This is a genomic window from Arcanobacterium hippocoleae, assembly GCF_040360365.1.
In the GTDB taxonomy this organism is placed as follows: Bacteria; Actinomycetota; Actinomycetes; order Actinomycetales; family Actinomycetaceae; genus Arcanobacterium_A; species Arcanobacterium_A hippocoleae_A.
In genome coordinates this window covers 427,637-441,502 of the sequence record NZ_CP136412.1, presented here as the reverse complement: position 1 = coordinate 441,502, position 13,866 = coordinate 427,637, and the positions used below count along the sequence as shown (strand labels likewise).

The 13,866-nt window shown below is 48.3% G+C and carries 10 protein-coding genes and 2 pseudogenes; 5 read left to right on the top strand and 7 right to left on the bottom strand.

What is annotated here, in order from left to right; translation table 11 throughout:
- The first annotated feature begins 19 nt into the window (after positions 1-19).
- On the top strand, positions 20-511 hold the full coding sequence (gene def / locus RQN30_RS02225; RefSeq protein WP_353061074.1) for a peptide deformylase: 492 nt from the start codon (positions 20-22) through the stop codon (positions 509-511).
- Between the two features lie 161 nt (positions 512-672).
- Complete coding sequence (locus tag RQN30_RS02220) at positions 673-1,179, top strand: DUF3145 domain-containing protein (RefSeq protein ID WP_353061073.1); 507 nt, start codon at positions 673-675, stop codon at positions 1,177-1,179.
- A gap of 351 nt (positions 1,180-1,530) precedes the next feature.
- Here the strand turns inward: RQN30_RS02220 and RQN30_RS02215 are convergent, their stop codons facing one another.
- Positions 1,531-1,962 (bottom strand): hypothetical protein, encoded by a 432-nt coding sequence (locus tag RQN30_RS02215; RefSeq protein ID WP_353061072.1) that lies wholly within the window; start codon positions 1,960-1,962, stop codon positions 1,531-1,533.
- A gap of 177 nt (positions 1,963-2,139) precedes the next feature.
- Between RQN30_RS02215 and RQN30_RS02210 the strand changes: the two are divergent.
- Together RQN30_RS02210 and RQN30_RS02205 are read left to right on the top strand one after the other, a co-directional pair.
- A pseudogene (locus tag RQN30_RS02210) lies at positions 2,140-2,759 on the top strand (L-threonylcarbamoyladenylate synthase).
- A 136-nt stretch (positions 2,760-2,895) separates the two neighbouring features.
- Positions 2,896-3,579, top strand: a complete 684-nt coding sequence (locus tag RQN30_RS02205) for an HAD hydrolase-like protein (protein WP_353061071.1) — start codon at positions 2,896-2,898, stop codon at positions 3,577-3,579.
- A 266-nt stretch (positions 3,580-3,845) separates the two neighbouring features.
- On the opposite strand, the gene RQN30_RS02200 is transcribed toward RQN30_RS02205, so the two are convergent.
- The 4 genes from RQN30_RS02200 to aceE form a co-directional block, all read right to left on the bottom strand.
- Positions 3,846-5,714 carry an ABC transporter ATP-binding protein gene (locus RQN30_RS02200; protein WP_353061070.1) on the bottom strand — a complete coding sequence of 623 codons (1,869 nt, stop codon included), beginning with the start codon at positions 5,712-5,714 and terminating at the stop codon, positions 3,846-3,848.
- The gene (locus RQN30_RS02195; protein WP_353061069.1) at positions 5,714-5,920 is read right to left on the bottom strand and encodes a hypothetical protein; all 207 of its coding nucleotides are present in this window, start codon (positions 5,918-5,920) and stop codon (positions 5,714-5,716) included. The genes RQN30_RS02200 and RQN30_RS02195 overlap by 1 nt, the downstream gene beginning before the upstream one ends.
- Before the next feature lie 158 nt (positions 5,921-6,078).
- A complete protein-coding gene (locus tag RQN30_RS02190; RefSeq protein WP_353061068.1) occupies positions 6,079-7,449 on the bottom strand; it encodes an ABC transporter ATP-binding protein in 1,371 nt (456 codons plus the stop codon).
- Between the two features lie 334 nt (positions 7,450-7,783).
- Complete coding sequence (aceE, locus tag RQN30_RS02185) at positions 7,784-10,537, bottom strand: pyruvate dehydrogenase (acetyl-transferring), homodimeric type (RefSeq protein WP_353061067.1); 2,754 nt, start codon at positions 10,535-10,537, stop codon at positions 7,784-7,786.
- A gap of 456 nt (positions 10,538-10,993) precedes the next feature.
- Here aceE and RQN30_RS02180 point away from each other — a divergent pair, with 456 nt between their 5' ends.
- A complete protein-coding gene (locus RQN30_RS02180; protein WP_353061066.1) occupies positions 10,994-11,404 on the top strand; it encodes a DUF3052 domain-containing protein in 411 nt (136 codons plus the stop codon).
- A 194-nt stretch (positions 11,405-11,598) separates the two neighbouring features.
- Here the strand turns inward: RQN30_RS02180 and RQN30_RS02175 are convergent, their stop codons facing one another.
- A complete protein-coding gene (locus tag RQN30_RS02175; RefSeq protein WP_353061065.1) occupies positions 11,599-12,252 on the bottom strand; it encodes a LutC/YkgG family protein in 654 nt (217 codons plus the stop codon).
- A pseudogene (locus RQN30_RS02170) lies at positions 12,252-13,864 on the bottom strand (LutB/LldF family L-lactate oxidation iron-sulfur protein). Before RQN30_RS02170 ends, RQN30_RS02175 begins: the two are co-directional and overlap by 1 nt.
- Between the last annotated feature and the right edge of the window lie 2 nt (positions 13,865-13,866).

Sequence of the window (13,866 nt, the reverse complement as noted above, 5' to 3'; positions counted from 1 at the left end):
TCTGTGAAAGAATAACCCTATGACTTATCGTGAAATTCGGATTATTGGTGACCCAATTCTGCGTACTGTGTGCACCCCGATTACTGAAATTACTCCCGGGATTCGGGCATTAGTAGATGATTTGATGGAGACTGTGGATGAACCTGGACGTGCCGGGCTTGCCGCAAACCAAATCGGCCAGTCTTGGCGCGCATTTTCTTACAATATCGACGGAAAGAAAGGGTACATTTTAAACCCGGAAATCGTTGATTTGTCTGCAGAAGAATATCAAGACGGCGACGAAGGCTGCCTTTCCGTGCCGGAACTTTGGTATCCGTGCGAACGCGCATGGTATGCAAAATGCGAAGGCATGGATCTCGACGGAAATAAGGTGACGCTTGAGGGTGAGGAAATTTGGGCGCGGCTGATTCAGCATGAAACTGACCATTTGAACGGGCATATTTATATCGACCGTTTGCAGCGCAGTGACCGCAAGAAAGCACTGCGTGAAATCCGTGAACGCGGTTTCTAACCAGATTTCTGCATAATGTGAAAAATTATGTTATGCAGAAATATAAACAATTATTATCCGGATAAAGATGCATTCGCAGAATTTTCACGCTATCTTATAGATAACTGCTTTTCTCAGTTTGTTGAGTGTTACGGGGAATTTCACTCAAACAGGAGGCAGCAGTGAATACACAATACACAGCGCGTGGAGTTTTGTTCATCCACTCGGTTACACCGGCTGTTCAACCGCATGTTGAATGGGCGGTTTCGAGTGTACTTGGATATCCGGTCCACATCGACTGGACAAAACAGCCGGCATTACCGCAAATGAACCGCGGAGAAATGGCATGGACCGGCGAAGTCGGTACCGGAGCAATGATTGCTTCCGCACTTGGCGGATGGGAACATCTCCGGTTTGAAGTAACCGAAGAATCCACACCAGTATCTGACGGCGGGCGTTGGTCGTGCACGCCAGGGCTGGGAATTTTCTATGCACAGACGGATTCCGTCGGAAATGTGGTAGTGCCGGAAAATCGGATTCGCGCAGCGCTTGAACAATCAAACGGTGATGCGGCAGAGCTGAAGCGGTTGCTTGACGTAGCTCTCGGACAGGCGTGGGATGATGAGCTGGAAGTGTTCCGCTATGCAGGTGCAGGCGCCCCAGTGCGCTGGCTGCACCGCGTCGGATAAATATCAGCAGCCAGCTCCAGTTTCACAGCGTATTAAGTGTGCAGCGTATTAAGCGTGTAACCCCTGTTTGAACTGCGGATTTTCGCTCCGGTTCACGAATGCGGCCGTATTGGAAGCCGACACGGGTTTACTCCGAAATTTTGCTGCGTAATTTCTGGATTTAATTATGCTGCGCAGGCAAATCTAAGTTAAACGGCGCATGTAACTGAATCATGTTTCCGGGCTCCGGGCGGTACTCCTCCAAATCCGCCCGCCCTGTTCGCATTGAAACGTTTTATCTTAAAAGTTTCGGCTAACAGTTTGCTATGTGATAAAGAACAATATTGTTGTGATTTTAAGAATTGGGAACATTCAGCCAAGAAGTGCAGCCAAATCTGCAGCAGTCGCAAGTTTTGTACTGCTTTCGCCATCAGCAGCATCCGGAATTTTTTCGCGCATTATTTTCGCGTCTGTACTGTGAGTTTTCTTCGCATCCGTATTGTTCGCAATTTGATTATTTTGCTGCGCAAGCTTTTGTGTTACCGCGGAGCTGGAAATCAGCCCCATAAAATCGGCGACGGTTACGGCAGCAGTAATTTGTTTATCAAGCAATTCGCTTTTGGTAATTTTTTCTAATTCGACGGCGAGCGCCCACTTTGATACAAGATCTAATCCGAGATCCTGAAACAAATTTGCTGCTGGAAGAATCTCATTTTCCGGAATTTCCGGAGCGATTTCCGAAAGGACCACGCGGATTTGGGCGAGAGCTGTTTGGGAGACAGAATCGAGTTGTGAAACATCCATGCCACCAGTTTACTGATTAAAACTGCAAATAAGGAAGTGCTGCTGCCCGCGGCGGCGGATTCCGCACACAGTTAAGTTTCAGTTCATGCTTATTGCGAACTTTCTAACTTGTATTGCCAAATTTCACACTTGCAGGCATAAGGACCACTAAAATGGGGAAGCGAAGGAGATACGAAAATGGCACGTTATATTGAACTGCATCCGCAAAATCCGCAGGCGCGTTTGATTGAAAAAATTATTGAACGTTTGCGGGCAGGGCAGATTGGTGCGGTACCTACAGACTCAGGATATGCGATTGTCTGTTCAGTCGGAAATAAAGATGGTCTGGAGAGAATTCGCCAAATTCGAAAAGTCGGAGCGAAACACCATTTTACGTTGCTTTGTCATGATTTTGCACAGCTTGGCAGACTCGTGATTATTGATAATGCATTCTTCCGGATGGTTAAATCTCTCACTCCCGGGCCTTACACTTTCATTTTGAAAGGTACAAAAGAAGTACCGCGGATGATGCTGAACCCAAAAAATCCACCGTCGGCGTGCGGATTCCGCAAAATATTATCACGCAGGCAATTGTGGAAGCTCTCGGTGAGCCGCTGCTTTCATCCACTTTGATTCTGCCTGGAAAGAGCGAACCGATGAGCGAGGGCTGGCTGGTGCAAGACGAGCTGGATTACGTACTAGATTTTATTGTTGATGCTCCCGTGGAATCTACTGCACCAACTACCGTACTGGATTTAAGCGGCGGCAGCGTGGAAATAGCGCGCGAAGGCGCAGGGGATATTTCGATGTTTGCGTAACTAAAGTTTTCCTGAAATTGATGATATGTATTGGAATATGCAGCGTCTTTCCGGAGAGAAAAACATGCTTTAGTTTTCTGAATCAGCTAGAGTGCAGATTGAAACCGTGTTCTGAAATTTTAATGAAAGTGAATAAATGAAAACACTGAAAGCAGTTCTTTTTGATCTCGACGGTACCGTCACTGACTCAGCGGAGATTGTTTCTGAAGCAATGCAGGCGATGCTGTATTCACGTACCGGCATCATGCGTCCAATTGACAGTTTTTATAAATACCTTGGTCCGCCGCTCTCCGAGAGCTTTCAAGACATGGGAGCGAAACCAGAAGAAACAGCGGCATGGTTGGAAGACTATCGCACACGCTATTTGAAAAAGATGCCTTTAACTCCGCTTTTTCCTGGAATTAAAGAGCTGTTGGCGCAGCTGCAGAGTTACGGCTTCGCACTTGGAGTAGCGACTTCAAAGAATACAAAATATGCAAAAGAAGTCTGCGATTATACGGATGTGTCGCAATATTTCACTGAAATTTATGGGGCAAGCGAAGACGATAAACGCTCTACAAAAGCACTTGTAGTGGAAAGTGCGCTTGCAGGTTTTACCCAAAAGGAGATTCTGCAGCCAGAAGCACTTTTATCTCCCGACGGATTCCGTGATGACGTGGTGATGGTTGGAGACCGAATCCACGATATTGAAGGGGCTGGCGCACATCATTTACGGACGATTCTCGTCGGCTGGGGGAAAGCACCGCAAACGGAACGAAATCTTGCCTGGAAAGTAGTCGAAACACCTGCAGAACTTCAAGAATTGCTATTTAAGATGTGAATGGCTGCGAAAGTATTTTTTCTGCATAAATAATTGCCTCGGACGGCAATTTTAAAAACCGATAAGCTGTGCAGCAGCGCAGCCGGCTTTATCGCACAACTTCGGTTAATAAATACAACGTCTGATTAATACATTGTCTGGTCAATACCGCATATTTGAATCTGCAATACGCTCCCCTTGAAACTGCCGCAAAGCAAAATATTTTTTCCAAATTTTGCAACCGGAACCCGCAAGGGGAGCAAACCGCAGAAAAGCTAACCAGAAATTCATTTGGCCGCTGAATCAAAATCAGCTTCAGCACCAGAGCCGTCGGCAGTAAATTGCGACTGATACAGCTTTGCATAAGTTCCGCCCAATTCAAGCAGCGAATTATGATTTCCTTGCTCCGCCACATCGCCGTCAACCATCACAATAATCAAATCAGCGTCGCGAATCGTGGAAAGCCGGTGCGCAATAATGAATGACGTCCGCCCGATTCGCAGCTGGTTCATTGCGTTTTGCACAAGCATTTCAGTGCGTGTATCAACCGAAGAAGTAGCTTCGTCAAGAATTAGAATATCCGGCTGGGAAATATAAGCTCGGGCAATCGTCAGCAGCTGCTTCTCACCAGCCGAAAGCGAAGTACCGTTTTCGTCAAGCAGCGTTTCATATCCGTCAGGGAGCTGGCGAATTAACCGATCTACCCCGGTAGCCTTTGCAGCTGCGATAATCTGCGCTTCGCTTGGATTATCACCGCCGAATGCAAGATTTTCACGAATCGAACCTTCGAAAAGCCAGGTATCTTGCAGTACGATTCCGATTCTCGAACGCAGTGCATCTTTTGTCATCTCACGGGTACTAATCCCGTCCAAGCGAATTTCGCCGGAATCAATTTCATAGAAACGCAGCAATAGGTTAATCAGTGTGGTTTTTCCAGCTCCTGTTGGGCCGACGATTGCCACCTGCTGCCCAGGAGATACATTTAAAGAAAGATTCTTGATAATCGGTTTCTCAGGTTCGTATCCGAAGTTTACACAATCAAAAGTTACCGCACCGCCGACGGTATTTTGTTTTATTGTCCTGCCGGCAGAATCATCTGAACTAGTACAAGTTTCTGAGCCGCTCTGTTCAGATTCCATTTCTTCCGAATCAAGAAATTCAAAAATCCGTTCGGATGAAGCTGCACCGGATTGGATTAGATTTGCAACTTGTGCAATCGTTGAAATTGGTTGATTTAACTGCCGTGAATAGTGGATAAATGCTTGAATCCCGCCAATCGAAATCCGGCCTGATACTGCCTGATATCCGCCGTAAACCGCAATGATTATGAACGAAATATTTGAAATGAAGCCCATAATCGGCATAGCGAGCTGTGAATAAAAATTTCCTTTAAAACCTGATTCGAAGAGTTTCTGATTCGAATCTGCAAAAACTTCGGCAAAATTATTTTCCAGCCCGTAAGCTGCAACTACCTCATGTCCGGTAAAGCTCTCCTCGACGATAGTTGAAACCTCACCGGTCATCTTCCATTGTGCGCGGAACTGCGGCTTTGATAATTTCAAAATCTTTACCAAAGCAGCCATCCCCAAAGGGAATACGGCAAGGGAAAGCAATGCTAAGCTCCATGATAGCCAAAACATCATGCCTAATACGCCGCAAATCATAAACACAGCGTAAAGTACATTGTTTAGCGTCTGCAGCAAAGTTTGCGTCATATTATCAATATCGTTAGTGACACGCGAAATCAAATCGCCGCGTTGATGCGAATCGATATATCCCAAGGAAAGCCGATCGATTTTCGCTTGTGCTTTCTGCCGCAGCCTGTATCCGAGATCTTGCACCACAATACGGATATAGATTCCGGAAACGAAATCGGCGATTGCTGCAAGCACATGCAATGCAATCACCGCAAGCAGAATTGATCCCAGCAGCTGAAAATCAATTCCTTTTCCGCTCATAGCACCGTTGGCGATCACATTCGTGGCTGTGCCGAGAAGCATTGGGGCAGCGGTGTTAAATGCGGTAAAAATCAGGATTAAAACAACAATAAAAATAATTCTGCCGCGGTCTTGGCGGAGCATTCGTGCCAGACGTTTAATCGCGCCTTTCAAATCTTTCGACTTCGCGGTTGGATCATACGAGTGATGGTGAGCCATTATTGCGCCTCCGATCCTTGCAGCTGGGATTTTACAATTTCCTGATATACCGCGTTTGTGCGGGAAAGTTCGGTGTGCGTGCCGCGGCCGTTTATTTTTCCGTGTTCGAGCACGATAATTTCGTCTGCATTGCGGATTGTGGCAATGCGCTGCCCAATAATCAGCACCGCTGTATTGCCTAAATATTTGCGCAGATTACTGCGCAAACGAGCGTCTGTGGCAAAATCAAGAGCGGAAAAGGAATCATCGAAAATGATTAAGTCGGCTGCAGATTTTCCGTGCGCATCTGGCAGACACCGGTAGATTGCCCGCGCGATAGTTAAGCGCTGGCGCTGCCCGCCAGAGAAATTTTGCCCGCCAGATTCTACTGGAGAAAAATTCCGTCCGCAAGCTTATCTACAAACTCACTCGCCGCAGCAGCTTCGAGTGCAAGCTTTACGCGCTGAATATCGATGTGTTGATTCAGTTCTTCCTGCCGTTGTGCTTTTTTGGCGGGAGCTTCGTCGATATCTTCGGGAGCTGCAATAATCCCAGCCACATTGCCGGCAATAGTTCCGCGGAAAAGGAATGCTTTTTGCGGAACAAGCGCAATTCTCTTCCGCAAATCGCTGAGATTAACATCAGCTACCGGGATTCCGCCGGCAAGTACTTTCCCGTCGGTAGCATCGATTAACCGCGGGAAAAGCTTAACCAGCGAAGACTTACCTGAACCCGTTGATCCGATTATCCCGAGTGTTTTTCCTGGTGTGAGCTGAAGACTAATATTTTCCAGTACGGGTTCCTGCGCACCGGGATACCGCAGTGATGCGTGATCTAGGCAGAATGTAAGCGGTGTTTCCGGAAGCGGGCGCGCATTAGCCGGATTTGTGATTTTCGGTATTGTTTTGCGGATATCTTCCAGACGTTTAGCTGAGATTTCACCGCGCGGATAAAACATTACAATCATTCCCGCCATGATTGCCGAAAAACTGATCATCATCAGATAAGAGATATATGCGGTGAGTGTCCCTACTTGCATTTGCCCAGCTTCAATCCGGAAACCGCCGAACCAAATCACAGCTGCAGAAGCAATACCAATAATCATCATCGAAGCTGGGAAAAGGAACGCCCAGAGCCAGCCGATTTTTAGCCAGATACTGCGAAGTAAATTATTTGCGTCAGCAAATTTTTCACGGCTGTCCTTTTGTTTCACAAACGCACGAATCACACGGACACCGGTTAATTGCTCACGCAGCAGCGTGTTAATGCGGTCAATTCGCGTTTGGGTTACTTCATAAGTTGGGATGAGCTTCACGGCTACAACCGCAATTATTGCAGCGAGCAGCGGTACAACCACTAAGAGTAATGCTGAAAGTTTCACGTCTTGCGAAAGTGCCATAAAAATACCGCCAATTCCCATCAGCGGAGCTGAAAGCAGCATCGCAAAGCACATCATCACGACCATTTGTACCTGTGTCACATCATTTGTCGTGCGCGTAATCAACGTTGGTGCGCCGAAAAAATGCTGATCTGCTGCTGCAAAATTCTGTACTCTTCCGAAAATGTCGCGGCGTAAATCCCGACCTAGTTCCATCGCAATCCGTGAAGTATAGTAGCTGGCACTAATCATAAATATAATCTGCAAGGTAGAAGCAAGCAGCATCAGCAGTCCCTGCTGCCAAATTAAATTCGGGTTTCTTGCAATGATCCCGTCGTCAATAATTTTGGCATTGATTGCCGGCAGTACTAGATTCATAATCACCTGCATTAATTGGAAAAACAGCAGCAGGGCAAGCGGAAATTTTTGTGTTTCAGGGAATCCCAGGCGATTCGGAATAAGGTCATGCGTGTTTCTTTTTCTTTCGTGCTTTTATCGAAGATGAAAATATTGTTTGTTTTATTATTTAGAAGTTATTACTGCGAACAATTCTATCTTTCTGCTTGGCACACTTCGCTCTATCGGAAAATTTGTGAGAAATATATTCTGCAGCTGCAAATCCGGATTTGCAGCAGTCAGAAAACAAAAGACTCGGCCAGGGACGTGTACGGCACGTTTCCCAGCCGAGTCTGTGATTGAAATAGTTACGGAATTAAGCTACTTCGTTTGGATCCGAAACTCCAGACTGCCCTGCATTCGGATTGAACAAATCGTATTTATCGATTGCCTGCTTCACCACTGCGCGGTCCAGCTTTCCCTGATCTGCAAGTGCTTGCAGGGCACGCACCACCATCGAAGCTGCATCTATCTTGAAATGCCGACGGGCAGCAGCGCGGGTATCAGAGAGACCGAAACCGTTTGCCCCGAGCACATAGTAATCTCCCGGAACCCACGGACGAATCGCATCATGCACTTGTGCTTCCCAATCTGAAGTTGCGATGAACGGACCTTCCTCGCCTTTCAGTTTGGCAGTTAAATATGCCTCGCGCGGAGTTTCTTCCGGATGAAGGAAATTGTGCTGGTCTGCTTCCCGGCCATCCTTACGCAGCTCATACCAGGAGGTAACCGACCAAACTCCGGCAGCAACACCCCAGTCATTGCGGAGCATTTCACGCGCTTCACGCGCCCACGGAACGCCCACACCCGAAGCGAGAAGCTGGACTTTCGGTCCGTTGCCTTCCGGAGCGTCGAGACGATATATTCCCCGCAAGATTCCATCTACATCTACGCCTTCAGGCTCTGCCGGCTGATGAATCGGCTCGTTGTAAACAGTAATGTAATACATTACGTTTTGGTCGCGTCCGTCGCTCCCATCACCGTACATGCGGGTAATACCGTCTTTCATAATATGCCGAATTTCATAAGCATATGCGGGATCATATTGCACTATCGCCGGATTCGTGGATGCAATCACCTGCGACTGCCCATCCAAATGCTGCAAACCTTCACCGGTAAGCGTGGTCCGGCCAGCAGTTGCACCAATAATAAACCCGCGTGCCATCTGATCTGCCGCATGCCAGAATTGATCGCCAGTGCGCTGGAAACCAAACATCGAGTAGAAGATGTAAATCGGTACCATCGGAATCCCGTGCGTTGCATAAGATGTGCCGACGGCAGTGAATGCGGCATTAGAACCAGCTTCAGTAATACCTGTGTGCAGAATCTGCCCTTGTGCGGATTCCTTATAGGAAAGCAGCATATCGGAATCTACCGCAGTGTAGTGCTGTCCGTGAATATTAAAGATTTTTGCTGTTGGGAACAGTGCGTCAAGACCGAATGTTCGGGCCTCATCCGGGATGATTGGCACAATTCGCTTGCCGAACTCTTTATCACGTACAAGATCTTTAATCAGACGCACAAGCGCCATCGTGGTGGCAACTTTCTGCTTGCCTGATCCGCCCTTGAGCATTTCGAAAGGTTTTGCTTCCGGCAATGCAACACCGTTTTCCATCACACGCCGCTCTGGGAGATATCCGCCAAGTTCACGACGGCGCTCCAGCATATATTCCATCGCCGGATGGTTCTGATCCGGTTTAATGTATGGGGCATTGTACGGGTCTGCAAGCTGATCATCAGTGATATCCAGGTGCAGAGTATCGCGAAGCAGTTTCAAATCATCGGAATTTAGCTTCTTCATCTGGTGGGTGGCATTTCGGCCGGCAAAGTTTGATCCGAGTGAATAACCTTTAATCGTGTGGGCGAGAATCACAGTCGGCTGATCTTTATGCTCGACTGCAGCCTTATATGCGGCATAAACTTTCCGGTAATCGTGACCGCCGCGCTTCAGTCTCCAAATCTTTTCGTCAGACCAATCGGCGACCATTGCTTTCGTGCGCGGATCACGGCCGAAGAAATGCTCGCGGACGTATGCGCCGTCGTTCGCTTTGAACGTCTGATAATCGCCGTCAAGCGTGGTATCCATAATATTGACCAGCGCCCGATCTTTGTCGGCTAACAGGAGTTCATCCCATTCGCGTCCCCAAATTACTTTAATCACATTCCAGCCGGCGCCTTTGAATGAAGCCTCAAGCTCCTGAATGATTTGCCCGTTGCCGCGCACCGGACCATCGAGACGCTGCAGGTTACAGTTCACCACAAATGTAAGATTGTCGAGATTTTGGGAAGCTGCCAGGTGCAGCACACCGCGCGATTCAACTTCGTCCATTTCGCCGTCGCCCATAAAAGCCCACGTATGCTGCTGCGAGGTATCTTTCAACCCGCGCTCATGGAGGTAGCGGTCAAACCATGCTTGATAGATTGCGGAAATCGGGCCAAGACCGAGAGAGACAGTTGGGAACTCCCAAAAGTCGGAGAGCTGCCGCGGATGCGGATATGAAGGAAGACCTTTTCCGCCTGATTGCCGTGATACTTGCTGGCGGAATGAGTCCAAATCAGCTTCGCTTAAACGGCCTTCAAGATAGGCGCGCGCATAGTTACCTGGTGATGAGTGACCTTGGAAGAAGACGTGGTCGCCGCCGCCGGGTGCATCCTTGCCGCGGAAGAACCAGTTTTGACCAACTTCATAAAGTGTTGCTTGCGCTGCAAAGGATGAAATATGGCCGCCGACGGAAATTCCCGGACGCTGCGCACGAGTAACTTGTACAGCTGCATTCCAGCGAACCCAACGCCGGAATTCGCGCTCGAGACGTTCATCACCGGGATAATACGGCTCATCTTCAACACCGATCGTGTTTACGTATGGCGTCACAAGATTACCTGGCAGTTGTACGCCGCGTTCACGCATCCGGCGCTCCATTGCAAGCATCAAATAACGTGCGCGTTGGGTGCCCTGCGCATCAATCAAGCTGTCGATAGATTCGAGCCATTCGCCGGTTTCTTCTTTGTCAATATCCGGAATTTGGCTCAAAAGCCCGTTAATTAGCGGACGAATTGGAACTTCACTCACAATTTTCCCCTTCTGTTTGACGTACTAGCGTCATTTCGAAAACAGTTAGTTCAGTCGAGAACCACAAAACAACCATTGTTGAGAATTCTACTAACTGGATGTATTCTAATTTACCCGACATAAGCCCTTAGACCCACATTTAAAACTGGTTCACCGTGGGAGAGAGGTCACATGAAAAGCAAATAGTTTTGCAGGAATAAATAATCACACATTTGTAATGCGGCTTTTGCAGTAAAACAGGTAAATGCTTGCAGCAGATAGCTGCTGAGAATCAGCTGCAGCATTTTCGGAAAGGCAGTATTCAAATATTGCAGCGCAACATTGCGGAATATCGTGCAAATCTATCGAACTTCCCTTTAAGATTATGACGTATCGAATTTGCTTTGCACATCGATCGGATGTCGGTTCGATAGCTCAGCCTAGCTGAGGTTACGCGCGAAAGGCGGAAAGATTACATTGGCATTAGCTCTTGCCGGAAATCCTTTTGGATTTAAGAAGGGTGACGTAATTCAAGAATTTGGTTACGATGACGACGTTGATTTTGCTCTGCGGGAAGAGCTTTCACAACTAGTTGCGACTGAGCTGGAAGACGAAGAATATCGCGGCATCGCCGATGGTGTATTGGCTTGGTGGCGCAGTGACGACGGCGGGGTAGACGATCTCTCCGACTACCTGATGGATTGTGCGCAGTCCTTTGCAGATGGTTCCGGTGTGATTTGGCTGATGGTCCCAGAATCGCATAGCGAGTTCGCTGTCTCAGCTACAGATGTGAATGAGGCTGCTGAAACTGCCGGACAGTCAGTTACTACTTCAAAACACTTGAGCGATTCCTGGACAGCTTTCCGGGTTACAGCACGCGGCCGCTGAGTATTCGGCGCATTTATTCCGTTCTGTAATTTCCGGATGCCGGGAGTGAATACGGATCGGCAGTGAAAGTATTAGCGGTTTCGGAATTAATCTTTTTTCAGAAATTGCGGCGGATTCAAAGACCATGAATCCGCCGCAATTCTTATTCAGTTGTTACGCAGATACTTTTCCTACCTGGAATTAATAGTCAGCAGTTACTTCACGATAATTACTGTGAGTTTGCGCGGACCGTGTACGCCGTCAACGCGTTTCAGCTCAATATCGGAAGTTGCTGACGGACCGGCAATCCATGTGGTTGGGCGAGTCGGATGCTGTGCAAGTACGGCGACAGCTTCTGGAACTACTTCGTAAATGTCTTGCGCGCGCAGAATCAACACGTGTTTGTCCGGGACGAGCGTGATTGCGCGCCGGCCTTGATCAGGTTCACCATCGAGCATAATCGTGCCGGAAAGTGAAACACCGCACCGTGAAGCAGTAAGCACAGCTTCCGTCTGATCTAACTCACGGTGTGAAAGCATTTTCCCGTCATGCGGATTATCTACCCGGATTTCAGCGCCAGTATCGCGTGCAGCATCAATCCATGCCGAATCCAGCCCATTCGGCACAACCACACTTTTCACACCGGCAAGAGCTGCTGTAATCGCATCGAGCAAATCGTCTTCATTGGTCTCAATTACAGTTGCTTTATAATCCTCAAGTTTTTGCTTCATATCAGCAACTACTTCCGGTGACCCTGGTGCGAACTCGCCATGCTGACGGTACTCGCGTAAAACTTCAGGAGCCGGACCATCTTGTGAAAGGTCTAAAGCGGCGCGAATCCGTCGGAAAATTTCTGTTTTTGCATCCATTATTTCGCTCCTTTCGAGTTTTTCCCATGAGCGGCAGCTTTACTGCCGCCGCCGCAGCTGCAGTGCCCGCAAACGCCGCGCATCCCGGCATTTGCGCCGGCAGCAGTGTCGGATGCTGCTTTTATTGACCCGTCGGCATTGTGCGTAGCTTTATACCAATCACGGTATGTTTGTGCTGGCGGAGCCGGCAGATTTCGAGTGGTCGTCCATGCGGAGGCAGCCGGTGCTGGAATATGTCCGAGGAATCCTTTCTTGCCGGCAAGTAATCGTCCAGCTTTTGCCGAGCGTGCAGCAGCTGCGAATATTTTCCCTGATCCCATCACTTTTGAAGCTGCTCCCATTGCCAAATCCCATGGACTTGGAATCCCGCCCTTATTGGCATCCTGGTAATGCTTGCGCCGATCTACGAGGACCGATGGAATGTCAATTTTCACTGGACAAGCTTCGAAACATGCACCGCAAAGTGAGGAAGCAAACGGAAGCTGCGATGCCGGATCTTTATGATCTACCGCGCCGAGCAGCTGCGGAGTAAGAATAGCGCCGATTGGCCCTGGATAAACCGATCCGTATGCGTGCCCGCCGACATGTTCATAAACTGGGCAGACGTTCATACACGCACCGCAGCGAATGCAGTGCAGTGCTTGCCGTCCAATCTTATCTTTGAGCACATTAGTGCGCCCGTTATCCAGCAAAATCAAATGAAACTCCTGCGGTCCATCTCCTGGAGTAACACCAGTCCAGAAAGAAGTATAGGGGTTCATCCGCTCACCGGTTGCTGAACGCGGCAACAGTTGGCTGAACACTTCGACATCCTGGTATGTCGGCACAATTTTTTCAATACCAACCAGAGAAATCAGTGTGTCAGGGAGTGTCAGGCACATTCTGCCATTTCCCTCGGATTCGAAAATAGAGACAGTACCTGATTCGGCGACAATCATATTTGAACCAGAAATCGCCACTGGAGAAGAAAGGAACTTCTTGCGCAGGTGTTCACGTGCTGCCATTGCCAGTACACGCGGTTCCTCGGTTAAATTCTTTCCGGCCTCGCCCATCTTTTTTCAAAGATTGCTTTTACCTCTGCGCGATTACGGTGAATTGCCGGTACCACAATATGCGATGGCATATCTTCTGAAAGCTGTACAATCAGCTCAGCAAGATCGGTTTCCCAAGCTGCAATACCGCGTTCCTTTAAATATTCATTCAGATTTGTTTCCTGGGTAGCCATCGATTTAACTTTGATGACTTCATCCACACCCTTTTGCACAATAATTTCGTGAATAATCCGGTTTGCTTCTGCAGCGTCGCGTGCCCAGTGCACAATACCGCCGTGCGCTGTTACATTTCGTTCAACCTGCGTAAGATATTCCGGAAGATTGCTCATTACCTTGTGCTTTATTGCTGAAGCTGCATCGCGCAGCTCCTGCCAATCCGGCATTTCCGCAACGCGCAGATTCCGCTTATTCCGAATTGTGGTGGTGGCGTACTTCAGATTACGGCGCAGTTGTGTGTTCTTCAGCATATCGTGTGCGCCGTCTGGGAATTTCTTTCCCCAACGAAGCGGATCATTTGGAATCGGTACTCCTGGGTTCCAGCCAAGATTTTGTTCAGTCATTT

Bases quoted from the DNA above. Each gene is read 5' to 3' on its own strand.
- def (WP_353061074.1), top strand. From the start codon at position 20: ATGACTTATCGTGAAATTCGGATTATTGGTGACCCAATTCTGCGTACT.
- RQN30_RS02215 (WP_353061072.1), bottom strand. From the start codon at position 1,962: ATGGATGTTTCACAACTCGATTCTGTCTCCCAAACAGCTCTCGCCCAA.
- RQN30_RS02205 (WP_353061071.1), top strand. From the start codon at position 2,896: ATGAAAACACTGAAAGCAGTTCTTTTTGATCTCGACGGTACCGTCACT.
- RQN30_RS02200 (WP_353061070.1), bottom strand. From the start codon at position 5,714: ATGGCTCACCATCACTCGTATGATCCAACCGCGAAGTCGAAAGATTTG.
- RQN30_RS02190 (WP_353061068.1), bottom strand. From the start codon at position 7,449: ATGAATCTAGTACTGCCGGCAATCAATGCCAAAATTATTGACGACGGG.
- RQN30_RS02175 (WP_353061065.1), bottom strand. From the start codon at position 12,252: ATGGATGCAAAAACAGAAATTTTCCGACGGATTCGCGCCGCTTTAGAC.